The sequence below is a fragment of the Halomonas sp. H5 genome (assembly GCF_050613175.1).
Taxonomy (GTDB): Bacteria; Pseudomonadota; Gammaproteobacteria; order Pseudomonadales; family Halomonadaceae; genus Bisbaumannia; species Bisbaumannia salifodinae.
The window spans coordinates 3,389,537-3,415,601 of the sequence record NZ_CP192510.1 but is presented as its reverse complement, the minus strand read 5'-3'; the positions used below and the strand labels follow the sequence as shown (position 1 = coordinate 3,415,601).

30 protein-coding genes are annotated in these 26,065 nt (G+C 69.8%); 24 read left to right on the top strand and 6 right to left on the bottom strand.

Annotated features, from left to right (window positions below):
- The first annotated feature begins 185 nt into the window (after positions 1-185).
- The 9 genes from ACQ1W9_RS15710 to ACQ1W9_RS15670 all read left to right on the top strand — a co-directional run bounded on the left by ACQ1W9_RS15710 (position 186) and on the right by ACQ1W9_RS15670 (position 7,951).
- The gene (locus ACQ1W9_RS15710) at positions 186-2,513 is read left to right on the top strand and encodes a putative monovalent cation/H+ antiporter subunit A (RefSeq protein WP_431024210.1); all 2,328 of its coding nucleotides are present in this window, start codon (positions 186-188) and stop codon (positions 2,511-2,513) included.
- Complete coding sequence (locus ACQ1W9_RS15705) at positions 2,506-2,943, top strand: Na+/H+ antiporter subunit B (RefSeq protein ID WP_346062520.1); 438 nt, start codon at positions 2,506-2,508, stop codon at positions 2,941-2,943. Before ACQ1W9_RS15710 ends, ACQ1W9_RS15705 begins: the two co-directional genes overlap by 8 nt.
- A gap of 27 nt (positions 2,944-2,970) precedes the next feature.
- On the top strand, positions 2,971-3,318 hold the full coding sequence (locus ACQ1W9_RS15700) for a Na+/H+ antiporter subunit C (protein ID WP_346062519.1): 348 nt from the start codon (positions 2,971-2,973) through the stop codon (positions 3,316-3,318).
- On the top strand, positions 3,315-4,823 hold the full coding sequence (locus tag ACQ1W9_RS15695; RefSeq protein ID WP_431024209.1) for a Na+/H+ antiporter subunit D: 1,509 nt from the start codon (positions 3,315-3,317) through the stop codon (positions 4,821-4,823). The genes ACQ1W9_RS15700 and ACQ1W9_RS15695 overlap by 4 nt, the downstream gene beginning before the upstream one ends.
- Entirely contained in the window at positions 4,820-5,293 is a 474-nt protein-coding gene (locus tag ACQ1W9_RS15690; protein WP_346062517.1) for a Na+/H+ antiporter subunit E, read from the top strand. The genes ACQ1W9_RS15695 and ACQ1W9_RS15690 overlap by 4 nt, the downstream gene beginning before the upstream one ends.
- A gap of 12 nt (positions 5,294-5,305) precedes the next feature.
- Complete coding sequence (locus tag ACQ1W9_RS15685) at positions 5,306-5,575, top strand: monovalent cation/H+ antiporter complex subunit F (protein WP_346062516.1); 270 nt, start codon at positions 5,306-5,308, stop codon at positions 5,573-5,575.
- Positions 5,568-5,972, top strand: a complete 405-nt coding sequence (mnhG, locus tag ACQ1W9_RS15680; protein ID WP_431026458.1) for a monovalent cation/H(+) antiporter subunit G — start codon at positions 5,568-5,570, stop codon at positions 5,970-5,972. The genes ACQ1W9_RS15685 and mnhG overlap by 8 nt, the downstream gene beginning before the upstream one ends.
- 160 nt (positions 5,973-6,132) lie before the next feature.
- Complete coding sequence (locus ACQ1W9_RS15675) at positions 6,133-7,386, top strand: lytic murein transglycosylase (protein ID WP_431024208.1); 1,254 nt, start codon at positions 6,133-6,135, stop codon at positions 7,384-7,386.
- Positions 7,387-7,396: 10 nt separating this feature from the next.
- Positions 7,397-7,951 (top strand): ATP-dependent zinc protease family protein, encoded by a 555-nt coding sequence (locus ACQ1W9_RS15670; RefSeq protein WP_431024207.1) that lies wholly within the window; start codon positions 7,397-7,399, stop codon positions 7,949-7,951.
- A gap of 1 nt (position 7,952) precedes the next feature.
- Here the strand turns inward: ACQ1W9_RS15670 and ACQ1W9_RS15665 are convergent, their stop codons facing one another.
- Positions 7,953-8,666, bottom strand: coding sequence for a 16S rRNA (uracil(1498)-N(3))-methyltransferase (locus ACQ1W9_RS15665; RefSeq protein ID WP_431024206.1), 714 nt, complete (start codon positions 8,664-8,666; stop codon positions 7,953-7,955).
- A gap of 75 nt (positions 8,667-8,741) precedes the next feature.
- Between ACQ1W9_RS15665 and phaR the strand changes: the two genes are divergently transcribed.
- The 6 genes from phaR to coq7 all read left to right on the top strand — a co-directional run bounded on the left by phaR (position 8,742) and on the right by coq7 (position 13,200).
- Positions 8,742-9,209, top strand: coding sequence for a polyhydroxyalkanoate synthesis repressor PhaR (gene phaR, locus ACQ1W9_RS15660; protein WP_346062512.1), 468 nt, complete (start codon positions 8,742-8,744; stop codon positions 9,207-9,209).
- A gap of 103 nt (positions 9,210-9,312) precedes the next feature.
- Positions 9,313-10,608, top strand: coding sequence for a phosphoribosylamine--glycine ligase (gene purD / locus ACQ1W9_RS15655; RefSeq protein ID WP_431024205.1), 1,296 nt, complete (start codon positions 9,313-9,315; stop codon positions 10,606-10,608).
- Between the two features lie 43 nt (positions 10,609-10,651).
- Positions 10,652-11,092: an acyl-CoA thioesterase gene (locus ACQ1W9_RS15650; RefSeq protein WP_346062510.1), complete on the top strand. Its 441-nt coding sequence runs from the start codon at positions 10,652-10,654 to the stop codon at positions 11,090-11,092.
- 2 nt (positions 11,093-11,094) lie between these two features.
- The gene (locus ACQ1W9_RS15645) at positions 11,095-11,967 is read left to right on the top strand and encodes a phosphoribulokinase (protein ID WP_346062509.1); all 873 of its coding nucleotides are present in this window, start codon (positions 11,095-11,097) and stop codon (positions 11,965-11,967) included.
- Positions 11,968-11,991: 24 nt separating this feature from the next.
- Positions 11,992-12,333, top strand: coding sequence for a histidine triad nucleotide-binding protein (locus ACQ1W9_RS15640; RefSeq protein ID WP_431024204.1), 342 nt, complete (start codon positions 11,992-11,994; stop codon positions 12,331-12,333).
- Between the two features lie 228 nt (positions 12,334-12,561).
- Positions 12,562-13,200: a 2-polyprenyl-3-methyl-6-methoxy-1,4-benzoquinone monooxygenase gene (gene coq7, locus ACQ1W9_RS15635; protein WP_431024203.1), complete on the top strand. Its 639-nt coding sequence runs from the start codon at positions 12,562-12,564 to the stop codon at positions 13,198-13,200.
- A gap of 132 nt (positions 13,201-13,332) precedes the next feature.
- On the opposite strand, the gene ACQ1W9_RS15630 is transcribed toward coq7, so the two are convergent.
- The 3 genes from ACQ1W9_RS15630 to ACQ1W9_RS15620 all read right to left on the bottom strand — a co-directional run bounded on the left by ACQ1W9_RS15630 (position 13,333) and on the right by ACQ1W9_RS15620 (position 15,737).
- The gene (locus ACQ1W9_RS15630) at positions 13,333-13,752 is read right to left on the bottom strand and encodes an OsmC family protein (protein ID WP_346063610.1); all 420 of its coding nucleotides are present in this window, start codon (positions 13,750-13,752) and stop codon (positions 13,333-13,335) included.
- 253 nt (positions 13,753-14,005) lie between these two features.
- Entirely contained in the window at positions 14,006-14,677 is a 672-nt protein-coding gene (gene murU / locus ACQ1W9_RS15625; protein ID WP_431024202.1) for an N-acetylmuramate alpha-1-phosphate uridylyltransferase MurU, read from the bottom strand.
- A gap of 37 nt (positions 14,678-14,714) precedes the next feature.
- Complete coding sequence (locus ACQ1W9_RS15620; protein ID WP_431024201.1) at positions 14,715-15,737, bottom strand: aminoglycoside phosphotransferase family protein; 1,023 nt, start codon at positions 15,735-15,737, stop codon at positions 14,715-14,717.
- A gap of 234 nt (positions 15,738-15,971) precedes the next feature.
- On the opposite strand from ACQ1W9_RS15620, the gene ACQ1W9_RS15615 reads away from it, so the two are divergent.
- Genes ACQ1W9_RS15615 through ACQ1W9_RS15580 form a run of 8 tightly spaced genes read left to right on the top strand, consistent with a single transcriptional unit; the run spans position 15,972 to position 24,105 of the window.
- Positions 15,972-18,410 (top strand): LPS-assembly protein LptD, encoded by a 2,439-nt coding sequence (locus ACQ1W9_RS15615; protein ID WP_431024200.1) that lies wholly within the window; start codon positions 15,972-15,974, stop codon positions 18,408-18,410.
- 59 nt (positions 18,411-18,469) lie between these two features.
- Positions 18,470-19,471 carry a peptidylprolyl isomerase gene (locus ACQ1W9_RS15610; RefSeq protein WP_431024199.1) on the top strand — a complete coding sequence of 334 codons (1,002 nt, stop codon included), beginning with the start codon at positions 18,470-18,472 and terminating at the stop codon, positions 19,469-19,471.
- 7 nt (positions 19,472-19,478) lie between these two features.
- Positions 19,479-20,519 (top strand): 4-hydroxythreonine-4-phosphate dehydrogenase PdxA, encoded by a 1,041-nt coding sequence (pdxA, locus tag ACQ1W9_RS15605; protein ID WP_431024198.1) that lies wholly within the window; start codon positions 19,479-19,481, stop codon positions 20,517-20,519.
- A gap of 42 nt (positions 20,520-20,561) precedes the next feature.
- On the top strand, positions 20,562-21,365 hold the full coding sequence (gene rsmA / locus ACQ1W9_RS15600; protein ID WP_431024197.1) for a 16S rRNA (adenine(1518)-N(6)/adenine(1519)-N(6))-dimethyltransferase RsmA: 804 nt from the start codon (positions 20,562-20,564) through the stop codon (positions 21,363-21,365).
- A gap of 5 nt (positions 21,366-21,370) precedes the next feature.
- A complete protein-coding gene (apaG, locus tag ACQ1W9_RS15595) occupies positions 21,371-21,763 on the top strand; it encodes a Co2+/Mg2+ efflux protein ApaG (RefSeq protein ID WP_346063613.1) in 393 nt (130 codons plus the stop codon).
- Between the two features lie 21 nt (positions 21,764-21,784).
- The gene (locus ACQ1W9_RS15590) at positions 21,785-22,594 is read left to right on the top strand and encodes a symmetrical bis(5'-nucleosyl)-tetraphosphatase (protein WP_431024196.1); all 810 of its coding nucleotides are present in this window, start codon (positions 21,785-21,787) and stop codon (positions 22,592-22,594) included.
- Between the two features lie 24 nt (positions 22,595-22,618).
- Positions 22,619-22,954 (top strand): thiosulfate sulfurtransferase GlpE, encoded by a 336-nt coding sequence (glpE, locus tag ACQ1W9_RS15585; RefSeq protein WP_431024195.1) that lies wholly within the window; start codon positions 22,619-22,621, stop codon positions 22,952-22,954.
- The gene (locus tag ACQ1W9_RS15580; protein ID WP_431024194.1) at positions 22,951-24,105 is read left to right on the top strand and encodes a polynucleotide adenylyltransferase; all 1,155 of its coding nucleotides are present in this window, start codon (positions 22,951-22,953) and stop codon (positions 24,103-24,105) included. Before glpE ends, ACQ1W9_RS15580 begins: the two co-directional genes overlap by 4 nt.
- Before the next feature lie 46 nt (positions 24,106-24,151).
- Here the strand turns inward: ACQ1W9_RS15580 and folK are convergent, their stop codons facing one another.
- Both folK and folB read right to left on the bottom strand, forming a co-directional pair.
- On the bottom strand, positions 24,152-24,667 hold the full coding sequence (folK, locus tag ACQ1W9_RS15575; RefSeq protein ID WP_431024193.1) for a 2-amino-4-hydroxy-6-hydroxymethyldihydropteridine diphosphokinase: 516 nt from the start codon (positions 24,665-24,667) through the stop codon (positions 24,152-24,154).
- Positions 24,664-25,020 (bottom strand): dihydroneopterin aldolase, encoded by a 357-nt coding sequence (gene folB, locus ACQ1W9_RS15570; protein ID WP_346063599.1) that lies wholly within the window; start codon positions 25,018-25,020, stop codon positions 24,664-24,666. Before folB ends, folK begins: the two co-directional genes overlap by 4 nt.
- Before the next feature lie 98 nt (positions 25,021-25,118).
- Here folB and plsY point away from each other — a divergent pair, with 98 nt between their 5' ends.
- Entirely contained in the window at positions 25,119-25,709 is a 591-nt protein-coding gene (gene plsY / locus ACQ1W9_RS15565) for a glycerol-3-phosphate 1-O-acyltransferase PlsY (RefSeq protein WP_431024192.1), read from the top strand.
- Positions 25,710-26,065: the final 356 nt, after the last annotated feature.

Genomic DNA, 26,065 nt, shown 5'->3' with positions numbered 1-26,065 from the left:
ACTGTACAGTAAAGGGCGCGGGTCGCCGAGCCCTCGGCTTGCTCGGCAGCCCCTTGAATCGCTAGAGTTTACCTCACCGTTTCGCTGGCGCTTGGCCGTCGGCGACTCGCCGAATCGACCCCGTCGCAGGCGGTAGGCCGTGCCCACATGGCCCGCCAACGGGCAGACAGAGGAGCGTCGTTATCGTGCAACTCGCCGTGCTGGGGGGCTTCGTATTGGCGGCCTTCGCGCCGTTATTGCATCGCTGGTTCGGCGAGCGAACCGGCTGGGTCCTGGCCCTGCTGCCCGGGGCCCTGCTGCTCTGGCTGCTGGGGCAGCTGCCGGCGGTGGTGGCCGGCGAGACCCTGGTCTTCGAGCAGGCCTGGGTGCCCGGCCTGGAGATCACCCTGACCTTCCTGCTCGATGGGCTGTCGCTGCTCTTCGCGCTGCTGATCAGCGGCATCGGCGTGCTGGTGCTGATCTATGCCAGCGGCTACCTCAAGGGGCACCCCGATCTGGTGCGCTTCCACGTGGTGATCCTGGCCTTCATGATGTCGATGCTGGGCCTGGTGCTGGCCGACAACCTGGTCAGCCTGTTCGTCTTCTGGGAACTGACCAGCATCACCTCCTACCTGCTGATCGGCTTCAATCACACCGACCTCGAAGCGCGCAAGTCGGCCCTGCAGGGGCTCTTCGTCACCGTGGGGGGCGGCCTGGCGCTGCTGGCCGGCCTCATCCTGCTGGCCCTGGCCGGCGACAGCTGGTCGCTGCAGGACCTCAACGATCGCGGCGAGCTGCTCCGCGGGCATGATCTCTACCTGCCCATCCTGCTCTGCCTGCTGGCCGGCGCCTTCACCAAGTCGGCGCAGTTCCCCTTCCACTTCTGGCTGCCCAATGCCATGGCGGCGCCCACCCCGGTCTCCGCCTACCTGCACTCGGCGACTATGGTCAAGGCGGGGGTCTACCTGCTGGCGCGGCTCTCGCCGGCCCTCGGCGGCACCCCCGCCTGGGAGGCCTGGCTGTGCCTGATCGGTGCCCTGACCATGCTCACCGGCGCCTTCCTGGCCCTGCGCCACACCAATATCAAGAAGCTGCTGGCCTACTCCACGGTGATGGCGCTGGGCACCCTGACCCTGCTGCTGGGCATCGGCAGCGAGGAGGCCATGGTGGCCTTCGCCACCTTCCTGCTGGCCCACTCCCTCTACAAGGGGGCGCTGTTCATGGTCGCCGGCATCCTCGATCACGAGACCGGCACCAAGGATATCGCCCTGATGGGCGGGCTGCGCCGGGTGATGCCGGTCACCGCCCTGTGCGCCGCCGTTGCGGCCCTCTCCCTGGGCGGGGTGATCCCGCTGTTCGGCTTCGTCGCCAAGGAACTGCTGTTCGCCGCCGCCTGGGAGGGCGGCTGGCGCGGCGTGCTGCTGCCGGCGACCCTGATCGCCGCCATCCTGACCCTGGCGGCGGCGGCCATCGTCGGCATTCGCCCCTTCTATCGGGCCCGCCGCGAGCTGCCCCGCTCGCCCCAGGAAGGGCCCGGGAGCATGCTGCTGGGCCCCCTGATGCTGGCCGGTCTGTCGCTGTTGCTGGGGCTCTGGCCCGGCGCCGCCGAGGCCCTGGTGGCGGCCACCGCCACCAGCCTGCGCGGCGAGACGGTGACGGCCTCCCTCACCCTCTGGCATGGCATCAATGGGCCCCTGCTGCTGTCGCTGGTCAGCCTGGCCCTGGGCCTGCTGCTGTTCCGCCACTGGGACGGCTGGCGTGCCGCCCTGCGTCCCCTGGAGCCGCTGATCGAGCGGGGTCCCGAGGCGGCTTACTTCCGCCTGATGAACGCCCTCGTCGAGGTCGCCGAGTGGCAGACGCGGCTGCTGCAGAACGGCTATATGCGCAACTACCTGGTGATGATGCTGCTGGTGCTGGTGGGCCTGACCGGGGTGACCCTCTTCGTGCGCCACGAACCGCGGCTGGCCTTCGCCCTGGACGTGCAGTTGCACGAGGCGCTGGTGGTCGGCCTGATGGTGGCCGGGGCGGTGATGGCCTGCGTGCTGCGGGCGCGACTGGCGGCGGTGGCCTCGGTGGGGGTGATGGGCTTCTGCATCGCCCTGACCTTCGTGATGTTCAGCGCCCCGGACCTGGGCATCACCCAACTGCTGGTCGAGACCCTCACCGTGATCCTGCTGATCCTGGTGCTGTTTCGCCTGCCGCGTTTCGCGCGCCTCTCCTCGCCCCTGGAGCGGGTCCGCGACCTGGTGGTCGCCGCCGCCACCGGGGGCCTGATCACCCTGCTGATCCTGCAGGTGGTGAGCGTCGACCCCTTCCCCAGCATTTCCGACTATATGGTGGCCAACAGCCAGCCGCTGGGGCATGGCCACAATATCGTCAATGTGATCCTGGTGGACTTCCGCGCCCTGGATACCCTGGGCGAGATGTTCGTGCTGGCCCTGGCCGCCATCGGCGTCTTCGCCATGCTGCGCTTCCATGCCGGGGAATACGAGGAGCGCGACCGCCAGGCGCGGGGGGAGGTCGTGGATGATTAGATCGGGCACCCTGATCCTGCACGTGGCGGCACGCCTGCTGATGCCGCTGCAGCTGCTGTTTTCGGTCTTCCTGCTGCTGCGCGGCCACGACGAGCCGGGGGGCGGCTTTATCGCCGGCCTGGTGGCCTCGGGGGCCTTCGCCCTCTACCTCTTCGCCTTCGGCCCCCGGGCCACCCGGCAGATGCTGCGGGTGGCGCCCCAGGACCTGATCGGCCTGGGGCTCTGCCTGGGGGTGATCTCGGCGCTGCCGGCCTGGTGGCAGGGGCAGCCCTTCCTGACCGCCCAGTGGTGGACGATCCCCTGGATCGACTTCAAGTTCTCCACCCCGCTGATCTTCGATATCGGCGTCTACCTGGTGGTACTGGGCTCGGTGTTGATCGCCGTGCTGGCGCTGATGGAAGGCGATAGCGAGGAGGCGAGTCATGACTGAGCGACGCGCGATGACGGGAGGTGTGCCATGGAACCCCTGATGGCCCTGGCGATCGGCATCCTCTATGCCACCGCCATCTACATGATGCTGCGGCGTTCCATCGTCAAGCTGGTGATCGGCCTGATGCTGCTCTCCAACGCCGCCAACCTGCTGATCTTCGCCTCCGCCGGCATGCGTCGCGGGGCCCCGCCGCTGGTGCCGGAGGGCGCCACGGCACCGCTGGGGGCGGTGGCCGACCCCTTGCCCCAGGCGCTGGTGCTGACCGCCATCGTGATCGCCTTCGGCGTGCTCTCCTTCGCCGTGGTACTGATTCGCCGGGCCTACGAGATCGTCAAGGCCGATGACCTGGACCAGATGAAGGATACCGATACGTGAATCCCGAGGTGGCACTGCCGATCCTGATTCCGCTCTTCTCCGGGGCCCTGTCGCTGCTGTTCTGGCGGCTGCGCAGCATGCAGCGCCTGGTGGCGGTGGCCGGCACCGCCGCGCTGCTGATCACCAGCCTGTGGCTGCTGGCCTCGGTGAGCCGCGACGGCATCCAGGTCATGCACATGGGCAACTGGCCGGCGCCCTTCGGCATCAGCCTGGTGGCCGACCTGCTGGGCGCCATCATGGTGGTGCTCACCGGCATCATCGGCTTCGCCGTGGCGCTCTTCTCGCTGGCCACCGTCGGTCGTGGCCACGAGGCCTTCGGCTACTTCCCGCTGATGCATCTGCTGCTGGCCGGGGTGGCGGGGGCCTTCCTCACCGGCGATATCTTCAACCTCTATGTGTGGTTCGAGGTGATGCTGGTGGCCTCCTTCGCGCTGCTGATCCTGGGCAGCGAGAAGGCGCAGATGGAGGGCGCCATCAAGTACGTGGCCCTGAACCTGCTCTCCTCGGTGATCTTCCTCAGCGCCGTGGGGCTGCTCTATGGCCTGGTGGGCACCCTCAACATGGCCGATATCGCCCAGCGCCTGGGACAGCTGGAGGAGGGCGGGCTGGTGGACGTGCTGGCGATGATGTTCATGGTCGCCTTCGGCATCAAGGCCGCCGCCTTCCCGCTGTTCTTCTGGCTGCCCGCCTCCTACCACACGCCGCCGGTGGCGGTCTCGGCGCTGTTCGCCGGCCTGCTGACCAAGGTGGGGGTCTATGCGCTCTACCGGGTCTTTACCCTGATCTTCAACCAGAGCCCCGACTACACCCACGAGATCCTGCTCTGGGGGGCCGGCCTGACCATGCTCACCGGGGTGCTGGGGGCGGCGGCCCAGTTCGAGTTCCGGCGCATCCTGTCGTTCCATATCGTCAGCCAGATCGGCTACATGATCCTGGGGCTGGCGCTGTTCACGCCGCTGGCCCTGGTGGGCGGGGTCTTCTACATCATGCACCACATCATCGTGAAGACGAATCTGTTCCTGGTCAGCGGCTTCGTTCATCGCCTCAAGGGCAGTTACCAGCTCAAGAAGCTGGGCGGCCTCTACAAGAGCCACCCCTGGCTTGCGGTGCTGTTCCTGATCCCGGCCCTCTCCCTGGCCGGGCTGCCGCCCTTGTCGGGCTTCTTCGCCAAGTTCGTGGTGATCCGCGCCGGCCTCGAGGCCGAGGCCTATGGGGTCACCTTCGTGGCGCTGCTGGTGGGCCTGCTGACTCTCTACTCGATGGTCAAGATCTGGGCCGAGGTGTTTTGGAAGGCCACCCCGGAGGGCGCCGAGCCCGCCCCGGCGGCCCCCTCCCAGCGGGAGCAGTGGCTGCTCTACCTGCCCATCGTCGGCCTGGCGCTGTGCACCCTGGCCATCGGCCTCTACGGGGCGCCCATCTACGCCCTGGCCGAGGCCTCGGCGGCGCAACTGATGGATCCCGGCCGCTATATCGAGGCGGTGCTGGGCACGGAGGTGACGCCATGATCGGCGCGGCCTGGAACCTGCTGCTGACCCTGGCCTGGGTGGTGCTGACCGGCGACTTCTCCGGCCTCAACCTGCTCGCCGGCCTGGTGTTCGGCTACCTGGCCCTGGCGCTGATCCAGTCCCAGGTCCCGGGGCTGGCGGGCTATGCCCAGCGGGTGCCGCGCTTGCTGCTCTTCGTGGGCTTCTTTATCAAGGAGCTGGTCAAGGCCAACCTGCGCGTCGCCTTCGATATCGTCACCCCGCCCTGGCACATGCGCCCCGGGGTGATCGCCATGCCGCTCACCGCCAGGACCGACTTCGAGATCACCTTCGTCGCCAACCTGATCTCCCTGACCCCGGGCACCCTCAGCCTGGATGTCTCCGACGATCGCAAGGTGCTGTATATCCACGCCATGTTCCTCGATGACGAGGCGGCACTGCGCGATGGGCTCGCCGAGATGGAGCGGCGCGCCCTGGCCCTGTTTCGCTGATAAGGAGTCGCCATGGATGTCGTAATCAAGCTCACCCTGGCGCTGATGGGCCTGTCGCTGTGCCTGGCCTTCGTGCGCCTGATCAAGGGCCCCAGCCTGCCCGACCGGGTGGTGGCCCTGGAGCTCTTCTCGACCCTGATCGTCGGCATCATCGGGGTCATCAGCATCCAGACCGACGTGGCCAGCTTCCTCGACGTGACCATCGTCATGGCACTGATGGCCTTCCTGGCCGCCATCGGCTTCGCGCGTTTCCTGGAACGCGGAGGGCCCCGTGATGATTGAGGTGATCAAGGGAACCCTGCTGCTCAGCGGCGCCGTCTTCATGCTGCTGGCGGCGGTGGGGGTGCTGCGCCTGCCGGACCTGCTGACCCGCATGCACGCCACCACCAAGGCCGCCGCCCTGGGGGTGAGCCTGGTGATGCTGGCGGTGGCCCTGCACTTCGCCGAGGTGGCGGTGGTGGCCCGGGCCTTCGGGGTGATCGTCTTTATCCTGATGACCGCCCCGGTGGCCGCCCATGTGATCGGCCGCGCCGGCTACTTCGTCGGCTCCCGGCTGTGGAGCGGCACCGTCAAGGACGAGCTTCGCCCCAACTATGACCCCCTGACCCATGAGCTGAAGAGCGGCCTGGAGACCGAGGCCAATGCCCGGCACCTGCCCAGGGACGGCGATCCGCCGTAGTGTCCCGAGCGGCCGCGATCCCGGTGCAGTTCGCTCCCGCTCCGACGCCGCGAGGCCGGTGGGGTGCGTCGGCCCCGCAGGGAGGATCGTCCGGGCTGGTCGTCGGCTCGCTTCTGCGCGATCATCGGGGGCTCATTGCCAAGGAAAGCAGGAATTCGAGATGCCCAGGCCCCTGATGCTCCCCCTTCTTCTCGCCCTGGCCGGCTGCCAGAGTACGCCGCCCCCGGCCCAGGCCGATGCGGGCCAAGAGGCCAGCGTCGCGGCCACCTCCAGCGAGGCCGCCGTCGAGGTCGTGCAGCCCGCCGATTTCTCCACCTGGCTGGCCCAGTTCCGTCGCCAGGCCCGCGCCGAGGGGATCGGCGAGGCGACCCTGGCCCGGGCCCTGGATGGGCTGCGTTATCGCCCCCGGGTGATCGAGCTGGATCGTCACCAGCCGGAGTTCGTGCGCCCCCTCTGGGAATACCTGGACAGCGCCGTCTCCGCCCAGCGGGTCAATCAGGGACGCGCCAAGCTGGCCGATCACCGCGACGCCGCCGAGGCCGCGGCCCGGCGCTATGGGGTGCCCGCCGAGATCCTGGTGGCCATCTGGGGCATCGAGAGCAACTACGGTGGCAACTTCGGCGACTTCTCCACCCTGGAGGCCCTGGCCACCCTGGCCTATGATGGCCGCCGCCGCGACTTCGCCCGGGGCGAGCTGCTGGCGGCGCTGCGGATCATCGAGGCCGGCGATATCGCCCCGCAGCGAATGATCGGCTCCTGGGCCGGTGCCATGGGGCATACCCAGTTTATTCCCTCCAGCTTCGAGGCCTATGCGGTGGACGGTGACGGCGATGGACGCCGGGATATCTGGGGCAGCGTCCCCGATGTGCTGGCCTCCACCGCCAACTACCTGGCCGAGGCGGGCTGGCGCCGGGGCGAGCCCTGGGGCGTGGAGGTGCGCCTCCCGGCGGATTTCGACTATGCCCAGGCGGAGCTCTCCACCCGCTTGAGCGCCCGGGAATGGGCCGAGCGGGGCGTGCGCTCGCTGAGCGGCACACCGCTGCCCGACTTCGACACCGCCTCGGTGCTGGTGCCCGCCGGCGCCAATGGCCCGGCCTTCCTGGTGGGCCCCAACTATCGCGCCATCCTGCGCTACAACAACGCCACCAGCTACGCCCTGGCGGTGGGCACCCTGGCCGAGCGCATCGCCGGCCGCGATGGGGTGATGGCCGGCTGGCCCCGGGGCGAGCAGCCGCTGTCCCGCGGTCAGGTGCACGAGCTCCAGGAGCGCCTCAATGCCCACGGCTTCGCGACCGGGACCCCCGACGGCATCCTCGGTCCCAACACCCGGCGCGGGTTGCGCGCCTTCCAGCGCAGCATCGGCGAGGCGGCGGATGGTTTCGCCACCCTGCGGCTGCTGGACGCCCTGCGCTAGGGAGGTTGCTATGGCTTGGATGAATCGCTGGTGGGGAGTCGTGGCGCTGCTGCTGGCGGCGCCGCTGGCCGCCGATGAGCGGCCCGTCTTCGGCTGGGTGGAGAAGGCGACCCTGGAACCCTGGGACATCGAGGTCAAGGCCAAGCTGGACAGCGGCGCCCTGACCTCCTCCCTGGATGCCCGGGAGATCGAAACCTTCACCCGGGACGGCGAGCGCTGGGTGCGCTTTCGCCTCGACCTGGAAGACGAGGCCAGCGGTGAAATGGTCAGCGAGTATCTGGAGCTGCCCCGCTACCGCCGGGTACGCCTGCGCGGCGCCGGCGGCGAGGACTCGCGGCCGGTGGTGCTGCTGGACATCTGCCTCGGCGGCACCATCTACGAGGAGCAGTTCAGCCTGCGTGACCGGGGCGATATGCTCTACCCGCTGCTGCTGGGACGGCGCACCATCGGCCACCTGGGGCTGCTCGACGTCACCGAGACCTTCCTCACCGACCCCGAGTGCGATGCGGATTCGCCGCGGGTGCCCCATGACCCCGGCGAGGATGAGCGTTTCGGCGACGGCTGAGTCAGCCCAGCCGGGCCAGCAGCGCCACCACCGCGGTCTCGACCCGCAGGATGCGCTCGCCCAGGTGGATGCCCTCGCAGCCGGCGGCCTGCAGCTGCTCCACCTCGTAGGGAATCAACCCGCCCTCCGGGCCCACCACCAGCAGGGCCGGCTCCGCGAGGCCCCGCGGGCAGGCCTGCGCCATGCCGGGGTGGGCCACCAGGCCGCGGCGGGCCGCGAGGCGTCCCGGCAGCACGTCCTCCACGAAGGGCTTGAATCGCGTCACCAGCTCGACCTCCGGCAGCCGGGTATCCCGGGCCTGTTCCAGGCCCAGGATCAGGTGGTCATGAATCTTCTCCGGGCGCAGCTCCGGCGACTGCCAGTAGCTCTTCTCCACCCGCCGGCTATGCAGCAGGGTCAGCCGCTTCACGCCCAGGGCGGTGACATGCTCCAGGCTGCGGGCCAGCATGCGTGGGCGCGGCAGGGCCAGCACCAGTTCGATATCCAGGGCCGGGGGCGGTGCCTGGTCGAGGGCGTCGACCTCGAAGCGAGCCTCCTCGTCATCCAGGCTCAGCAATCGGCCGCGGCCGATGCCGCCCTCCAGCACGCCCAGGGTCAGCTCGTCGCCGGGGCTGGCGCGGTGCACCTCCCGGAGGTGGCGCAGGCGTCGCGGGTCGCGGACCCGGGCCAGGTGACGGTCGTGAAGGTCTTCCGGGGCGAGGAGAATCAGGTTCATATGGGGCCCATCAATTGGCGTCCTGGGGTGGCGCGGTGCACAATACCTGCAAAGCCGACCATTAGGAGCCGTGCCGTGCGCGTGATTCGCAAGTATGCCAACCGTCGCCTCTATGATACCGAACAGAGTCGCTATGTGACCCTCGAGGATCTGCGCCGACTGGTGATCGAGGACGTGCCCTTCCGGGTCGAGGACGCCAAGAGCGGTGAGGACCTGACCCGCACCATCCTGCTGACCATCATCATCGAGCAGGAGCAGGCCGACGGTGACGCCGAGGTCTTCTCCAATGACCTGCTGGCCCAGTTGATCCGGGTCTACGACATGGCTCAGCCACTGCCCCTGGCCCGCTACCTGGAGCAGGGCACCCGGTTGATGCTGGAGCAGCAGAAGCAGATGCAGGATCAGTGGCAGCAGGCCATGCGCCACTCGCCCATGGAGCTGATGCGCGAGCTGGCCGAGGAGAACATGCGCTTCTGGCAGCAGACCTTCGGTGGCGCGGGCCGCGCCCCCGGCGACAAGGACAAGGATGGCGACAAGGAATAATCCGCCAGGCAAGCACGGCGGGAATCACCCGCCGACGACCGGGCGCCTTTCTGGCATAATGCCGGGCCCCAAGCAGCGATTTCCCCGATAGCAAGGTACTCCCATGAAGGTTCTGATCATCGGCGGCGGCGGCCGCGAGCATGCCCTGGCCTGGAAGGTCGCCCAATCGTCCCGGGTCGGCGAGGTCTTCGTCGCCCCGGGTAACGCCGGTACCGCCGGCGAGGCCAAGCTCACCAATGTGGCCATCGCCGCCGATGCCCTGGACGAGCTGGAGGCCTTCGCCCGCCGCGAGGCCGTCGACCTGACCATCGTCGGCCCCGAGGCGCCGCTGGTGGACGGCGTGGTGGACCGCTTCCGTGACGCCGGCCTGGCCATCTTCGGGCCCACCGCCGGCGCCGCCCAGCTGGAGGGCTCCAAGTCCTTCACCAAGGACTTCCTGGCCCGTCACGCCATCCCCACCGCCGACTACCAGACCTTTACCGCCGTGGAGCCGGCCCTGGCCTACCTGGCCGAGAAGGGCGCGCCCATCGTCATCAAGGCCGACGGCCTGGCCGCCGGCAAGGGCGTGATCGTCGCCATGAGCCAGGCGGAGGCCGAGGCGGCGGTGCGCGACATGCTCGAGGCCAATGCCTTCGGCGACGCCGGCGCCCGGGTGGTGATCGAGGAGTTCCTGGAGGGCGAGGAGGCCAGCTTTATCGTCATGGTGGATGGCGAGACCATCCTGCCCATGGCCACCAGCCAGGACCACAAGCGGGTCGGCGAGGGCGACAGCGGCCCCAACACCGGCGGCATGGGGGCCTACTCCCCGGCGCCGGTGGTCGACGAGGCCATCTTCGAGCGCATCATGGCGCGGGTGATCCGCCCCACCGTGGCCGGCATGGCCGCCGAGGGCCATCCCTACACCGGCTTCCTCTATGCCGGCCTGATGATCGACGCCGCGGGCAACCCCAAGGTGATCGAGTACAACTGCCGCTTCGGCGACCCGGAGACCCAGCCGATCATGCTGCGCCTGCGCTCCGACCTGGCCGAGCTGTGCCTGGCCGGCGCCCGGGGCGAGCTGGCCGGCAAGGCCTGCGACTGGGATCCGCGGGCCGCCGTGGGCGTGGTGCTGGCCGCCGAGGGCTATCCCGGCAGCTACCGCAAGGGCGACGCCATCGAGGGCCTGGCCGAGGCCGAGGCCACCGGCTGCAAGGTCTTCCACGCCGGCACCCGCAACGACGACCAGGGCCGCGTGGTCACCAGCGGCGGCCGGGTGCTCTGCGTCACCGCCCTCGGCGACGGCGTCTCCGCCGCCCAGGCGCTGGCCTATCGGGGCGTCGAGGCGATTCGCTGGCAGGGCGTCTTCTGCCGCCGTGATATCGCCTATCGGGCCATTGCCCGGGAGCAGGCCCAGGGCTGATCCCCCGCTCCACGCCAACAATAACCACGAGGGAGCCGCCAGCATGGAACGTGTTCGCCTGGAATTTCCGGCCGAGGCCTGGACGCACCGCCACCCGCTGGCGGTGCGCATCACCGACATGAACTATGGCCGCCATCTGGGCCATGACGCCCTGGTGTCGCTGTTGCACGAGGCACGCACCCAGGCCTTCGCGGCCCTGGGCGTCGCGGAGTGGGATATCCATGGCCACCCCAGCGTGGTGGCCGACCTGGCCATCCAGTACCAGGCCGAGGCCCGCTGGCCCGATCTCCTGGACGTGGAGACCGCCCTGCCGGTGCCCGATGGCAGGGCCCTGGTGGCCTTCCAGCGGGTGGTGCGCCCCGCCGACGGGGTACAGGTCGCCCTGGCGCGGCTCAACCTGCTGCTGCTGGATCCCGCCAGCGGGCGCCCGGCGGCGGTGCCCGAGGCGCTGCGTGAGCGCCTGGCGCGTCGAGAGGGGGGCTAGGCATGTCCCGCGAATATCCGATCATCGCCGTGACCGGCTCCTCCGGGGCCGGTACCACCACCGTCCGCCGCACCTTCGAGCGCATGTTCGTGCGTGAGGACGTGCATGCCGCCACGGTCGATGGCGACGCCTTCCACCGCTATACCCGGGCCGAGCTGGCGCGCATCTTCCGCGAGGAGCCGGAGCGCAAGGACGAGCTCTCCCACTTCGCCGTGGAGGCCAACCTGCTCGACGAGCTGGAGGCGCTGTTCCTGGAGTACGGCGAGCAGGGCAGCGGCACCTACCGGCACTATATCCATGCCGAAGACAAGCGCATGATCGAGAGTGGCTACCAGGTGGGCACCTTTACCGAGTGGCAGCCGTTGCCCTGCGGCACGGACCTGCTCTTCTACGAGGGGCTGCACGGCGGCCTGGTCACCGCCGAGCACGATATCGCCCGGCATGTGGACCTGCTGGTGGGGGTGGCGCCGACCATGAACCTGGAGTGGATCCAGAAGATCGACCGCGACACCAAGCTGCGGGGCTACTCCCAGGAGGCGGTGATCGACACCATCCTGGGTCGCATGCACGACTATGTGCGCTATATCCAGCCACAGTTCTCGCGCACCCATATCAACTTCCAGCGGGTGCCCACGGTGGATACCTCCAACCCCTTCGAGGTGCAGGATATCCCCACCGATGCCGAGTCCTTCGTGGTGATTCGCTTCCGCGACCCCTCCACGGTGGACTTCCCCTACCTGCTGGCGATGATCCAGGATTCCTTTATGAGCCGCCCCCACACCCTGGTGGTGCCCGGCTCCCGGATGCCGCTGGCCATGGAGCTGATTCTCGCGCCCCTGCTGCGCCATCTGCTGGCCCAGCGGCGCTTCCGCTGATCACAACGAGCCCGAGGAGGCCGCATGGATTGCCTGTTCTGCAAGATCATCAACCGCGAGATCCCCGCCGATATCGTCTATGAAGACGAGCATATGCTGGCCTTCAATGACATCAACCCCCAGGCCCCCACCCATATGCTGATCATCCCCAAGCGGCATATCGCCACCCTCAATGATCTCGAGGAGGCGGACCTGGCCCTGGTGGGACGGCTGCAGTACACCGCCGCCAAGCTGGCCAAGCAGGCCGGCTTCGCCGAAGAGGGCTATCGGGTGGTGATGAACTGCAATGAAAAGGGCGGCCAGACGGTCTACCATATACATATGCACCTGATGGGCGGTCGCCGCTTCACTTGGCCGGCTGGCTAGCCGGCGCCTTGCGACGCAACGCTCGGGGTTGCCGGAAATCGGGCCCTCTGCGTGTCGCGCCTTATTGCTGCGTGCGACGCATCGGTGCATCTTCTCTCGAGCCGGGGCCTGGCCCCGGCTCGACTCGTCTTGTCCTGGCCACACGATAACGAGGGCAGGGCATGATCCGGGTTGGGAGGCGCGGGGCACTGGGGTAAACTGGGCCCAGTTGTCACGAGGCTTATTCCCATGCGTCATCTGACCCCCAGCGATCGCCTGATCGATCAGTTCGATACCGTGCTGCGCACCCTGGTGCCCCATGCCGCCCAGCCCTCACGCCCCTCGCCGGCGGCGGGGGTTCATGACGAGGCGATCTCTGACGGGGAGCGGGAGCACGCCGTCGGCCTGATGCGCATCAACCACACCGGCGAGGTGTGTGCCCAGGCCCTCTACCAGGGCCAGGGGCTGACCGCCAAGCTGCCGGATACCCGCGAGCAGATGGAGCAGGCCGCCCAGGAGGAGATCGACCACCTGGCCTGGTGCGACGAGCGCCTGGAGGAGCTGGGCGGACGCACCAGCCTGCTCAACCCGCTCTTCTACGCCGCCTCCTTCGGCCTGGGCGCCGTGGCCGGCGCCGTGGGCGACCGGATCAGCCTGGGCTTCGTGGCCGCCACCGAGGAGCAGGTGGGCAAGCACCTGGACGAGCACCTGGAGACGCTGCCCGCCGGCGACCGGCGCTCCCGGGCGGTGCTGGCGCAGATGCGCGAGGACGAGGCCCATCACGAGCGCTGGGCCCTGGAGGCCGGCGGCGCCCGCTTCCCGGCCCCGGTCAAGCTGGGCATGCGGCTGATGTCCAAGGTGATGACCAAGAGCGTCTATAAGCTCTGATAGCGCCAAGCGCCAAGCGCCAAGCGCCAAGCGCCGGGCGCCAAGTCGGTCGCAGTCGTGGTGCGAGGAAAACCAAGAATCCCCGTCAGGTGCGAACCTGGCGGGGATTCTTCTTGATACGGCGCTCGGCGCTTAGTCTTCGACGATGGTATAGGAGTGGCTGATCTCGACGCCGCCCTTGCCGAGCATGATGGAGGCGCTGCAGTACTTGTCGGCGGAGAGTTCTACCGCTCGCTGCACCTGCTTCTCCTTGAGGTTCTTGCCGCTCACCGTGAAGTGCACATGGATCCTGGTAAAGACGCTGGGCACGCTGTCGGCGCGCTCCGCCTCCACCTTGGCCACGCAGTCGTGCACGTCGGCCCGGGACTTCTCGAGGATCTCCAGCACATCGAAGGAGGTGCAGGCGCCCAGGCCCATCAGCAGCATCTCCATGGGCCGGGGCCCGGTATTGCGGCCGCCGTGGTCGGGGGGGCCGTCGATCACCAGGCTATGACCGCTGCCGCTCTCGGCAACGAATTGACGACCGTCGGTCCACTTCACTGAGGCTTGCATGGGTAGGTTTCCTCAAAGGAGTCGTTAAAAGGGGTTCATTGCGGATTAGCGTGAAGCCACGACATGGATGATTCCGGCTTGCTCTCGTGGGAGTTTGGCTATGCCGAACGATTGGGCGACGAAGTCGCCCCTAGTGGCAACCAGGATCGCCCTCCGGGCGATAATCGCGCGGAATCCGCGCTCCCACGGTGGCACTCACGCCAAAGTGCGATGAACCTTAAAAGGGCCAGCATAGCAGCTGGCCGGGTAGGGCTCAGCCTTGGAGGCCACCAAGGCGGCGATCCAGGGCCGCCAAGCGCTCGGGGGTGCCCACGTCGACCCAGTCGCCGCGGTGGTGGCTGCCTGCCACCCGTTCCTCGGCCATGGCCCGGCGCAGCAGCGGCGCCAGGGGAAAGGCGCCGGGGGCCTCGTCGGCCACCAGGGCCGGATCCAGCAGGCTCAGCCCGGCGAAGGTCAGGCGTGGCTCGCCGTGCTCACGTACCCGGCCTTGGGCATCCAGATGGAAGTCACCGCCCGGGTGGTGGTCGGGGTTATCCACCAGCACCAGATGGGCCAGGTCCTCGCCCAGGGGGGGTAGGCGCCGCGGGTCCAGGTCACACCAGATATCGCCGTTGACCAGCAGGAAGGGCGCCTCGCCCAGCAGCGGCAGGGCCTGGCGGATGCCGCCACCGGTCTCCAGGGGCTCGTCCTCGCGGCTCCAGGCGATCCGCACGCCCTGGGCCGAGCCGTCACCCAGCGCCGCGATGATCTGTTCGGCCCGGTAGCTGACGTTGATCACCACCTCGACGATACCGGCCGCCGCCAGGCGCTCCAGGTGGTGGACGATCAGCGCCTTGCCGGCCACCGGCAGCAGCGGCTTGGGGCAGTGGTCGGTGAGGGGGCGCATGCGGGTGCCGAGGCCGGCGGCCAGGATCATCGCCTTCATGCCAGGTCCTCCCGCCAGGCGGCCAGGGTCATCACCATCATTCCACTCCCTCCCGTGCCAGGGCCCGGGTCAGCGCCGGGGCGAAGTCGTCCTCCAGCCAGGCGGCGAAGTCGCCATGCGCCGGCAGCCCGGCCAGGCTGTCACGCAGGTGATCCAGGAAGTGGGGCAGGCGCGCCAGGTAGCCGGTCTTGTGGTCGCGGTGGGTCAGGCGGCAGAAGATCCCCAGCACCTTGAGGGCGCGTTGGGCGGCCATGGCCGCCACCTGGTGGTGGAAGGTGGCGGCGTCTAGCCCGGCATCCAGGCGTCCCTCCGCCTGGGCGCGGCGGCGAAAGGCGTCCACCAGGGCGGCGAAGGTCGCGGCGTCGAAGCGCCGGTAGCGGCCCCGCAGCAGCGAGATCAGGTCATAGCTCAGTGGGCCCGCCACGGCGTCCTGGAAATCGATCAGGGTCAGGGCCTCGCCGCGGACCATCAGGTTCATGGCATCGAAGTCCCGGTGCACCGCCACCCGGGGCTGGGCCAGGGCCGAGGCGATCAGCGCCTCGCGCAGCGCCGGCCAGCTCGGCGGCGTGGGGAGGGCCAGCCAGGCCAGGCACCAGTCTGGGAAGAGGTCCAGCTCGCGGCCCAGCAGGGCCGCGTCATAGGCCGGCAGTCCCTGGGTGGGGGCGGCCGCCTGAAGTTGGTGAAGCAGCTCGATGGCCCGCCGATGCCAGGCCAGGGTGGAGGCCTCGTCATCGAAGCGGGCCGATAGCGGGGTATCGCCCAGGTCTTCCAGTTCCAGGAAACCGGCCTCGAGGTCGACGGCGTAGAGGTGCGGCACCGGCAGGCCGGCGGCCTCCCATTGCCGGGCGATGGCCACGAAGGGGTGGCTATCCTCCTGGGCCGGCGGGGCGTCCATCAGGATGCGGGTCTGTCCGTCGGGGAGGCTGGCCCGGTAGTAGCGGCGGAAGCTGGCGTCGCCGGCGGCCAGGCTCAGCTCGCAGGCCGCGATGGCCAGGTCATGCTGGCTGGCGAACCAGTGTCGAAGCGACTCGAGGCGCGGCGCGGAAGCGGCCGGGGGCATAGGGACTCCTTGCTGGCGGGCGCTCGTCCCTCGGACGGCGAGATCGTGGCGGCGAAGTTGACGCCTTGGGGACGGCGCCGCATGCTGGGCGCTGCTTGCGTGAGACGGAGCCGGTGTCGGACCTCCGAGCCGCCTCCTGGCGGCTTCTCCACGCTCCGGGCGTGGCTCCCGGGCAGCAGAGCCAAAATACGCGCTGTATAATACCGTTTTCATTCGCCAAGGACACCGACGACGATGGGCAAGCGATTCACCCGGACTGCCCTGGCCGGCCTGGTCGGCGCCACCTCCCTGTGGGGCCTGGCCCAGGCGGCCCCGCCCGAGCCGCTGGCGGCGAGCCAGCTCGACTGGCACCCCTGGGGGGATCAACGCCCCGCCGGCGCCCTCTGTCGGGGCCGCTACCTGATGCCCGACTACCGCCTGCCCGCCGGCGCCACCCCCGAGGAGGTGGTGGGGGAGTCGGAGCAGGCCGACTATGGCGCGGATGGCGAGGTGATCCTCGGCGGTGAAGTGGTGCTGCGGCGCGGTACCAGCCAATTGGAATCGCCCCGGGTGCGGGTCACCGCCGAGCGGGATCGGGCCCTGGCGGACGGCCCATTGGCGTTGCGCGATGCCGGCCTGCTGGTGCGCGGTGACGCCGGCGAGCTCTCCCTGACGGATGATGCCGCCACCATCGAGCAGGCCCATTATGTGGCCCACGACCAGCGCCTGCGCGGCGGGGCTCAGCGCCTCGAGCGCCTTCCCGACGGGCGTTTCCGCCTGGCCTCGGCGAGTTTTACCAGTTGCGAGCCCGGCAGCGAACTGTGGCGCCTGGTCACCGGCGACCTGGTGCTGGACCAGGCCAGCGGCTTCGGCACCGCCCGCCATGCGCGCCTGGAGATGGGCCGGGTACCGGTCTTCTACTGGCCCTGGGTACGCTTCCCCATCGATGACCGCCGCCAGACCGGCTTCCTGTGGCCGACCCTGCGCGTCTCCGGGGATGGCCTCGACTATGCCCAGCCCTTCTACTGGAACATCGCCCCCAATCGGGATGCCACCCTGACGCCGCGCTGGATCAGCGACCGGGGCCTGTTGCTGGGCGGCCAGTACCGCTACCTCTACCCCAGCGATGCCGGTCAGATCGACGGCGCCTACCTGAGCGGCGACGATGGCGGCAACGGCCCCGAAGGGAGCGCCGGGCGCCGTTTCGAGGGCGAGGACCGCTGGTATGTCGATTATCGTCACCAGGGGCGGTTCTCCGAGCGCCTGGCCTATGAGCTGCGCTACGGCGCCGCCAGCGACGGCCGCTACTTCGATGATTTCGGCGGCGACTTCGGCGAGCGCAATACCACCAATATGCCGCGCCTGGCGCGTCTCGATTACCGGGGCCAGGTATGGCGCCTGGAGGCCCGTGCCCAGGGCTTCCAGCGTCTCGATGACCCCCTGGCGGACCGCGACAAGCCCTTCTACCGCCTGCCCAGCCTCACCGCCAGCGCCCGCTGGCAGCAGCGGGGCTTCTATCAGCAGTGGCGCTCCAACCTGACCCATTTCTGGCGGGATATCGACGAGACGAGCCTTCCTCAGTCTCTGGAGCGTGAAGCCGCGGTGGGTACCCGGCTGCATCTCTCGCCGGCGGTGGGCTGGCGCTTCGACGACAGCTGGGGGCACCTGGAGCCGCGCCTGGAGTGGCTGCATACCGCCTATGACCTGGACTATGGCGAGCGGATCACCAACCGCGATCGCCGGCCCGACCGCAGCCTGCCGGTGTTCTCGGTGGATGGCGGCCTGGTCTTCGAGCGGCCCCTGCAGTTGGGCGGGGCCGACCATCGCCAGACCCTGGAACCGCGCCTCAACTACGCCTATGTGCCGGCCCGGGACCAGCGCGAGCTGCCCGACTTCGACGCCAGCGAGCGGGCCTTCTCCTGGCAGCAGCTGTGGTCGCCCTACCGTTTCTCCGGCGCCGATCGGGTCGGCGACCTCAATCGCCTCTCCTATGGGCTGAGCAGCCGCCTGCTGGAGGACGCCAGCGGTCGCGAACGCCTCGGCCTGCACCTGGGCCAGGCGCTCTACTTCGAGGATCGCCATATCGACCTGAATGGCGACCCCGACACCCTGCCCCCGGAGGCGGCCTTCCAGCGCTTCTATAACGCCACCCGGGAGCGTTCGCCCCTGGTGGCCCGCGCCGACTGGCGGCATGGCGCCCGCTGGTCCAGCCACTACGAGGTCCTCTACGACGATCACCTGGAGCGCAGCGAGCGGGCCGCCGCCGGGGTCCAGTATCGCGATCCCCGCGGCCATGTGGTGAACCTTGGCTACCGTTGGGAGCTCCAAGGCTTCGACCCCTCGGTGGAGGTGAGCGATGACGCCTTCCGCGACTTCGACCGCGAGGAGTTCGATCTCTCCTTCGCCTGGCGCTCCAGCGCCCGGCTCGACCTGATCGGGCGCCTGCTCTACGACAACACCAATGATCGCTTCCTGGAGCAGCTCGCCGGGGTGCAGTGGAGCGACTGCTGTTACGGCGTGCAGTTGGTATGGCGGGAGTGGGTGGATGACAATGACACCGGGATCCTGGCCGACGACTTCACCGACCGGGGCTTCTTCCTGCGCTTCGTGCTCAAGGGGCTCGGTGGCGTGGGCGGCGATGCCGGCGATTATTTCGAGCGTGCGATTCCGGGGTACCGCCCGGCGGTCCTGTGATAATCACGCGGGCTCCAAGGATGTGAATTTCGATGATCAAGACAATCAACGAGGTAGTTATGCGCAGTCGTTTCTCCGCCAGCCTGGCCGTGGTGCTGTCGCTGCTGGCCCTGCCCCTGGCGGCCCAGGGCCAGTCTCAGAGTTCGGGGGATTTCCGGGCGCAGCCCTTCGAGCGCCAGGCGCTGGATCGGATCGTCGCGGTGGTCAACCAGGACGCCATCATGGCCAGCGAACTGGAGGCGCGCCTGGCCCAGGTGCGCGGCCAGCTGGCCGGGCGCGGCATTCAGGCCCCCGGCGATGCGGAGCTGCGCGAGCAGGTGCTGGAGCGCATGATCGTCGAGGAGATTCAGCTGCAGCGGGCCGAGGAGGCCAGCCTCAGCGTCGACGAGACCGAGCTCAATCGCGCCGTGCGCGGCGTGGCCCAGAGTAACGACATGAGCCTCGAGCAGTTCGCCGATGCCCTGGAGGCGGATGGCCTGAGCCTGGCCCAGGTGCGCGAGGATATCCGCCGCGAGCTGCTGCTGCGCGAGCTGGTCCAGCGCGAGGTGGCCAGCCGCATCACCATCGGCGAGCGGGAGGTGGAGCGCTTCCTCGAGCAGCAGGGCGAGGCCGGCGACGTGCGCTATCGCCTGGGCCATATCCTGGTGGCCCTGCCCCAGTCGCCGAGCAGCGACCAGGTGCAGGCCGCCCAGCGCGAGGTGCGCCGCCTGGCCGACGAGCTGGCCGGTGGCGCCGATTTCGCCGCCCTGGCCGCCGCCCACTCCGACGGTGGCCAGGCCCTGGAAGGGGGCGACCTGGGCTGGCGCGCCGCCGGCGAACTGCCCAGCCTCTTCGTGGACGTGGTGCCCGACCTCTCCATGGGCGAGGTCAGCGAGCCGCTGCGCAGCCCCAGCGGCTTCCACCTGGTCAAGCTGGTGGAGCGTCAGGGCGGCCAGGGCATGGCCGCCGAGGCCCAGCGCCAGCAGGCCCGGGAGCGGCTCTTCCAGCGCAAGGTCAACGAGGAGATCGAGACCTGGCTGCAGGAGATCCGCGGCCAGGCCTTCGTCGATGTGCGCCTCTGAGGCGGTCATGAGCGAGCCCGTCCTGGCCCTGACCTGCGGCGAGCCCGCCGGCATCGGCCCCGACCTGGCGGTGATGCTGGCCGCCGACCCGGCGCCCCTGCCGGGGCGGCTGGTGGCCATCGGCGACCCGGCCCTGCTCGCCGAGCGGGCCCGCCTGCTGGGCCTCGAGCTGCGGATCCGCGAGCTGGCGATGGATCGGGCGCCGGGCCCCCGGGTGGTCGGCGAACTGGCCGTCTGGCCGGTGCCCCTGGCGGCGCCGGTGACCCCGGGGCGGGTCGACCCCGCCAATGCCGACTATGTGCTGGCCTCCCTGGACCTGGCCATCGCCGCTTGCCGGGACGGTCGCGCCCAGGCCATGGTCACCGCGCCCCTGCACAAGGGGGCGATCATCGAGGGCGGCCATCCCGGGTTTACCGGCCACACCGAGTACCTGCGCGACGCCTGCGGCGTCGACGAGGTGGTGATGATGCTGGCCACCGACGCCGCCCTGCATGGCCGGGTGCTGGGCCAGGCCCAGTGTCCGCTGCGGGTGGCCCTGGCCACCACCCACCTGCCCCTGCGCCAGGTGCCTGACGCCATCACTGCCGTGGGGCTGACCCGGGTGCTGCGGCGCCTGGAGGCCGGCCTGCGCCGCGACTTCGGCCTCGCCGCGCCGCGTATCCTGGTGTGTGGCCTCAACCCCCACGCCGGCGAGGAGGGCCACCTGGGCCGCGAGGAGATCGAGGTGATCACCCCGACCCTGGAGGCGCTGCGCGGCGAGGGCCTCGACCTGGTGGGGCCGCTGCCGGCGGATACCCTCTTCACGCCGCGGCATCTCGAGGGGGCCGATGCGGTGCTGGCCATGTATCATGATCAGGGGCTGGCGGTGCTCAAGTACGCCGGCTTCGGCCGCGGCGCCAATATCACCCTGGGCCTGCCGCTGGTGCGCACCTCGGTGGATCACGGCACCGCCCTGGACCTGGCCGGCAGCGGCCGGGCCGACCCCGGCAGCCTGCGGGTGGCCCTGGCCCTGGCGGCGCAGATGGCCGCGGCCCGCGGCACGCCCTGAGAACCGACTCGACTCTTCTTGCAGCAAAGGATCCTATAGCGCATGTCATCTCGACCCCCGATGCATCGGGCCCGGAAACGTTTCGGGCAGAACTTCCTGCGCGATGCCGGCATCATTTCGCGGATCGTCCGCGCCATCGGCCCGCGTCCCGGGGAGCGCCTGCTGGAGATCGGGCCCGGCCAGGGGGCACTCACCGGGCCCCTGGTGGAGGCCGCCGGTGCCCTGGAGGTGATCGAGCTGGATCGCGACCTGATCCCCGGGCTGCGCGTGCAGTTCTTCAACTACCCCGACTTCGTGATCCACGAGGGCGACGCCCTCAAGTTCGACTTCCGCGCCCTGAGGGGCGAGGGCCCGGCGCTGCGGGTGGTGGGCAACCTGCCCTACAACATCTCCACGCCGCTGATCGTGCACCTGCTGGGGGCCGGCGATGCCATCGCCGATATGCACTTCATGTTGCAGAAGGAGGTGGTGGAGCGCCTGGCCGCGGCCCCCGACACGGCCGACTGGGGCCGCCTCTCGGTGATGGCCCAGTACTACTGCCGGGTCGAGTCGCTGTTCGTGGTGCCGCCGGAGGCCTTCGTGCCACGGCCCAAGGTGGACTCCGCCATCGTGCGGCTGATGCCCCATGCCAGCCTGCCGCATCCCGCCCGGGACGAGGCGCTGCTCTTCGACCTGGTGCGCGAGGCCTTCGGCCAGCGGCGCAAGACATTGCGCAATAACCTCAAGGGGCGCATCGCCGCCGAGGCGTTGAGCGACCTGGGCATCGACCCCGGCCGGCGTCCCCAGACCCTGAGCGTCGAGGAATTCGTGCGTATCGCCAATTCCCTGGCCGAGGAGGGCGCTTGAATCCCATGGGCGAGAGCGATTCACTGGCCAAGACCATTCGTATCGATGTGGAGCCCGAGTTCCAGGCGGGGGAGTCGTCGCCGGCGGAGCAGCGCTATGTGTTCAGCTACACCGTCACCGTGCATAACCACTCCCGGGAGAGCGTGCAGCTGCTGGCCCGCCACTGGAAGATCACCCAGGGCAGCGGCAAGGTGCAGGAGGTGCGCGGCAAGGGGGTGGTCGGCAAGCAGCCGCTGATCGGCCCCGGCCAGACCTTCCGCTACACCAGCCGGGCGGTGCTGGATGGGCCCGTGGGGGTGATGGAGGGAGCCTATACCTGCATCGAGACCGCCACCCAGACCCACTTCGAGGTGCCCATCGCGCCCTTCCGCCTGGCCGGTCCCAACCAGGTCCACTGACTGACGACGCCAGGAGCGACCATGACCACCTATGCCATCGGTGATCTCCAGGGCTGCCACGCCGAGTTCGTCGCCCTGCTGGAACGCCTCTCCTTCGACCCGCGCCGCGACCGGCTGTGGCTGACCGGCGACCTGGTCAATCGCGGCCCCGGCTCGTTGGCCTGCCTGCGCGAGGTGGCCGCCCTGGGCGAGGCCGCCCGGGTGGTGCTGGGTAACCATGACCTGCACCTGCTGGCGGTGGCCCGGGGCGACGCCGGTCTCAAGCGCAGCGATACCCTGGCGGCGATCCTCGATGCCCCGGATCGCGAGACGCTGCTCGACTGGCTCCAGGCCCAGCCGCTGCTGGTGCGCGACGGCGAGGACGTCATGACCCATGCCGGCCTGCCGCCCCACTGGTCGCTGGCCCGGGCCGAGGCCCTGGCCGATGAGGTGGCCCTGGCGCTGGGCGGCGAATCCAGCGGCGCCTTCCTGCGTCAGATGTACGGCAACCGCCCGGCCTGCTGGCGGGACGACCTGGAGGGAGTCGAGCGGCTGCGGCTGATCGTCAACACCCTGACCCGCATGCGCTTTATCGACGCCGAGGGCTGCCTCGATTTCTCCGCCAAGGAGGGCCTCGACTCGGCGCCGCCGGGCTTCGCCCCCTGGTTCCAGTATCCACGGCCGGATGCGCCGCGCATCCTCTTCGGCCACTGGGCGGCCCTGGAGGGGCGCACCCCCGGCAGCCGCGTCGACGCCCAGGCCCTCGATACCGGCTGCGTCTGGGGCGGCCACCTCACCGCCCTCGACCTGCAGAGCGGCGAGCGCCATCGCGTGCCCAGCCGCCAGCGCTAATCCTTCACGATTTCCGGAGCCGTTATGACCCAAGCCCCCTTCGAGCACCTCGACGTGGACACCCTGGCCGGCTGGCTGGCCGACCAGGCCCCCCTGACCCTGGTGGATATCCGCGACCCCCTGAGCTTCTCCCAGGGCCATATTCCCGGCAGTCGCCACCTGGACAACACCAGCGTGGCGGCGCTGCTGGAGGAGGCCCCCAGGGAGCGTCCCCTGGTGGTGGTCTGCTACCACGGCAACTCCAGCCAGCAGGCCGCCGCCTGGCTGGGCGGCCAGGGCTACGACCGGGTCTATAGCCTGGACGGCGGCTTCGGCGACTGGGTCGCTCGGCATCCCGAGCGGGTGGAGCACCAGGGGTGAGCGACGATCCCTGTCTCGCGGGCCTCGAGGTCTACTGCGTGGGCGGCGCCGTGCGCGACGCCCGCCTGGGCTGGCCGGTCACCGACCGCGACTGGGTGGTGGTGGGGGCGACCCCCGAGGCGATGCGCCGGCGCGGCTTCAAGCCGGTGGGGCGCGACTTCCCGGTCTTCCTGCACCCCGAGACCCATGAGGAGTACGCCCTGGCCCGCACCGAGCGCAAGGCCGGCCACGGCTACACCGGCTTCGTGGTGCAGGCCAGCTCCGCGGTGACCCTGGAGGAGGACCTGGCGCGCCGCGACCTGACCATCAATGCCATGGCCGAGTCGCCGGACGGGCGCCTGGTGGATCCTTATGGCGGCCTGGCGGACCTGGAGGCGCACACCCTGCGCCATGTCTCGCCGGCCTTCGTCGAGGACCCGCTGCGGGTGCTGCGCACGGCGCGTTTCCTGGCCCGTTACTGCGGCCTGGGCTTTACCATCGCCGAGGAGACCCGGGCACTGATGGCCCGACTGGTGGCGGATGGCGAGCTGGCCCATCTGGTGGCGGAGCGGGTCTGGATCGAGACCGAGAAGGCCCTCGGCGAGCCCCATCCGGAGGCCTATTTCCAGGCCCTGCGCGAGTGCGGTGCCCTGGCGGTCTGGTGGCCGGAGCTGGGCGCCGACGAGGCGGCCCTGGACGCCGCCCTGGACCGCCTGCCGTGCCTGCCGGAGGACGATGCCGAGCCCTGCCTGTGGCGCTGGGCGCGGCTCGTCGAGCACCTGGACGACGGCGAGCGGGCACGGCTCGGCGAGCGGCTGCGCCTGCCCAAGGCCTATGCGGCCCTGGCCCGCCAGGTGGCGCTGACCCGAATGCTATGGCAGGCCGCCGAGGCGGCGCCCCTGACGGCGGACCTCGTCCAGGCCTGGCTGGACGGGGTCGACGCCTGGCGCCGACCGGAACGGGTGCCGCCGCTGCTGTCGCTGGTCAGCCTGGAGAACGCCGGCCTGGCCACCGACCTGTCGCTGGCCTGGCGCCTGGCCGGTCAGGTGGTGCCCCGGGCGCTGATGGAGGAGGGCTTCAAGGGCAAGGCCCTGGGCGAGGCCCTGGCCCGGCGCCGCCATGAGGCGATCGCCGCGGCCCTGGCCGGCGAAGAGGGAGAGTCGACGGGCTAGGCTTTGCCCGAAAAGTCGGCGAGCGCAGCCAGTTTTCGGATAAAGCCTAATCCAGCCAGGAGATCCGCCGCCCCTGCCAGGTGAAGTCCACCGGCCGCAGGCTCTGGTCGCCCTTGTCGAAGGCGGCCCAGAGTTCGTCGTAACGCCGGCCATCCCGCGGGTGGCGCGCCTCGGGAAGCAGCTCCGCCAGGGGCCAGAGCACGAAGGCGTGGTGCAGGATCTCGTCCCGGGGCAGGGCCACGCCGTCATGCGTTCCGGTCAGCTCGCCCACCGTCAGCAGGTCGATATCCAGGGTGCGGGGGCTGAACTTGGGGCTATCCTTGCGCCGCCCATGGGCGAACTCCAGGCGCTTGCACCAGGCCTGCAGCTCCCCCACCGAGGCGTCGCTGTCGAAGGCCACCACCAGGTTGTAGAAGTTGCGGCCATCCTCGAAGCCCACCGGCTCGCTGTCGAAGACCCGCGAGATCTCCAGCTCGCCGAAGGCCTCGGCCAGGGCATCCAGGCAGCGGCGCACATGGTGATCGCGGTCGATATTGCTGCCGATGCTGGCGGCGACCCTCATGCCCGCTGGCCCCGCTCGATGGTCACGCCCACCGCCGCCGCCTGGGGCACGGCGCCGGGCTTGCGCACCGTCAGCCGCAGCCAGGGAATGCCGAACTCCCGGCGCAGGGTGGCGGCCAGGCGCTCGGCGAAGGTCTCCACCAGCGCGAAGTCATGCTCCGCGGCGAAGGCGGCGATGCGCTCGCTGATGGCCGCATAGTCCAGGGTCTGGCTCAGGTCGTCGTCGGCCGCCGCCGGGCGGATATCGGTGGCCAGGGCCAGGTCCAGTACCAGCCGCTGCTGGATACTGCGTTCCCAGTCGTAGACGCCGATCACGGTGTCCACTGCGAGTGCCTCGATCAGCACGAGATCCATTCCCTACCCCTGCCTTGGTCGTGGTGGTGTGGCAAAGGCTCGATTGTACGCGACTCGCCAGGCAGAATCATGGTGTCGCCTCGCTTCGGGAACCGTCCATGTCGCCCACGTCACTGGCCCTGCTGCCCGCCCTGATGGGGCTAGGTTACCTGTGCGGTTCCTGGCTGGGCTCGCTGACCGTCTGCCGCCTGGCCGGGGTGGGGGACCCCCGCTATGCCGGCTCCCGCAACCCCGGCTTTTCCAATGTGCTGCGCCTGCATGGCATGCCCCTGGCCCTGGCCACCCTGGCCCTGGATGCCGGCAAGGGCATGCCGGTGCTGTGGCTCAGCATGGCCCTGGGGCTGGCGCCCTGGGCCCAGGGGCTGGTGGGACTGGCGGTGCTGCTGGGGCATAGCTACCCGCTATGGCACCGCTTTCGCGGCGGCAAGGCGGTGGCCAGCGCCTTCGGCGTGTTACTGGTGCTGGTGCCCCCGGTGGCCCTGCTGTGCGCCCTGTGCTGGGCCCTGCTGGCCTGGCGGGTGCGCACCGCGGCGGTGGCCTCGCTGAGCAGCGCCCTGCTGGCGCCCCTGCTCAGCCTGTGGCTGGCGCCGGACTACGCCCTGGTGGTCACCGGCTTCGCCCTGCTGGTGCTGGCCCGCCACTTCTGGAACCTGCGCCGGCTGCGTAGCGGCGACGAGCCGAATCTCTAAGCCGGAAGCTTGAGGCCGGCCGCGCGAGTGCGGCCGGGGAAGGGACTCGCGATCCCGGGAACGAAACCCTGGCGCCTCGCTCGCGGCCTGCGCGTCGCCGCACAACATAATCCCTCACGAGTGCGTCTCGCTCGCCATCCCTGGCGAACGCCGCGCGCCGCTGCGCTCGGCGCCAGCGTTCCCGGTAATACTCGCTTCGTCACCTTTCCCGGCCACAGTCATGGCCCCGGTGGGAAGAAGGGGGCGAGCCGGTGCCGCCGAGGTAAGGGCTTCGGGCAAGGAGGGCGAGCGATTTCGCCGGGACGCCGCCACGCAGCGAGCCGAGTAGCGGCGATCGACAGGGATGTCGATCGAGA

Coding starts and splice junctions, on each gene's coding strand:
- ACQ1W9_RS15705 (WP_346062520.1), top strand. CDS start 2,506: ATGATTAGATCGGGCACCCTGATCCTGCACGTGGCGGCACGCCTGCTG.
- ACQ1W9_RS15700 (WP_346062519.1), top strand. CDS start 2,971: ATGGAACCCCTGATGGCCCTGGCGATCGGCATCCTCTATGCCACCGCC.
- ACQ1W9_RS15690 (WP_346062517.1), top strand. CDS start 4,820: ATGATCGGCGCGGCCTGGAACCTGCTGCTGACCCTGGCCTGGGTGGTG.
- ACQ1W9_RS15685 (WP_346062516.1), top strand. CDS start 5,306: ATGGATGTCGTAATCAAGCTCACCCTGGCGCTGATGGGCCTGTCGCTG.
- mnhG (WP_431026458.1), top strand. CDS start 5,568: ATGATTGAGGTGATCAAGGGAACCCTGCTGCTCAGCGGCGCCGTCTTC.
- ACQ1W9_RS15675 (WP_431024208.1), top strand. CDS start 6,133: ATGCCCAGGCCCCTGATGCTCCCCCTTCTTCTCGCCCTGGCCGGCTGC.
- ACQ1W9_RS15670 (WP_431024207.1), top strand. CDS start 7,397: ATGGCTTGGATGAATCGCTGGTGGGGAGTCGTGGCGCTGCTGCTGGCG.
- ACQ1W9_RS15665 (WP_431024206.1), bottom strand. CDS start 8,666: ATGAACCTGATTCTCCTCGCCCCGGAAGACCTTCACGACCGTCACCTG.
- purD (WP_431024205.1), top strand. CDS start 9,313: ATGAAGGTTCTGATCATCGGCGGCGGCGGCCGCGAGCATGCCCTGGCC.
- ACQ1W9_RS15650 (WP_346062510.1), top strand. CDS start 10,652: ATGGAACGTGTTCGCCTGGAATTTCCGGCCGAGGCCTGGACGCACCGC.
- ACQ1W9_RS15645 (WP_346062509.1), top strand. CDS start 11,095: ATGTCCCGCGAATATCCGATCATCGCCGTGACCGGCTCCTCCGGGGCC.
- ACQ1W9_RS15640 (WP_431024204.1), top strand. CDS start 11,992: ATGGATTGCCTGTTCTGCAAGATCATCAACCGCGAGATCCCCGCCGAT.
- coq7 (WP_431024203.1), top strand. CDS start 12,562: ATGCGTCATCTGACCCCCAGCGATCGCCTGATCGATCAGTTCGATACC.
- ACQ1W9_RS15630 (WP_346063610.1), bottom strand. CDS start 13,752: ATGCAAGCCTCAGTGAAGTGGACCGACGGTCGTCAATTCGTTGCCGAG.
- murU (WP_431024202.1), bottom strand. CDS start 14,677: ATGAAGGCGATGATCCTGGCCGCCGGCCTCGGCACCCGCATGCGCCCC.
- ACQ1W9_RS15620 (WP_431024201.1), bottom strand. CDS start 15,737: ATGCCCCCGGCCGCTTCCGCGCCGCGCCTCGAGTCGCTTCGACACTGG.
- ACQ1W9_RS15615 (WP_431024200.1), top strand. CDS start 15,972: ATGGGCAAGCGATTCACCCGGACTGCCCTGGCCGGCCTGGTCGGCGCC.
- ACQ1W9_RS15610 (WP_431024199.1), top strand. CDS start 18,470: ATGCGCAGTCGTTTCTCCGCCAGCCTGGCCGTGGTGCTGTCGCTGCTG.
- pdxA (WP_431024198.1), top strand. CDS start 19,479: ATGAGCGAGCCCGTCCTGGCCCTGACCTGCGGCGAGCCCGCCGGCATC.
- rsmA (WP_431024197.1), top strand. CDS start 20,562: ATGTCATCTCGACCCCCGATGCATCGGGCCCGGAAACGTTTCGGGCAG.
- apaG (WP_346063613.1), top strand. CDS start 21,371: ATGGGCGAGAGCGATTCACTGGCCAAGACCATTCGTATCGATGTGGAG.
- ACQ1W9_RS15590 (WP_431024196.1), top strand. CDS start 21,785: ATGACCACCTATGCCATCGGTGATCTCCAGGGCTGCCACGCCGAGTTC.
- glpE (WP_431024195.1), top strand. CDS start 22,619: ATGACCCAAGCCCCCTTCGAGCACCTCGACGTGGACACCCTGGCCGGC.
- folK (WP_431024193.1), bottom strand. CDS start 24,667: ATGAGGGTCGCCGCCAGCATCGGCAGCAATATCGACCGCGATCACCAT.
- folB (WP_346063599.1), bottom strand. CDS start 25,020: ATGGATCTCGTGCTGATCGAGGCACTCGCAGTGGACACCGTGATCGGC.
- plsY (WP_431024192.1), top strand. CDS start 25,119: ATGTCGCCCACGTCACTGGCCCTGCTGCCCGCCCTGATGGGGCTAGGT.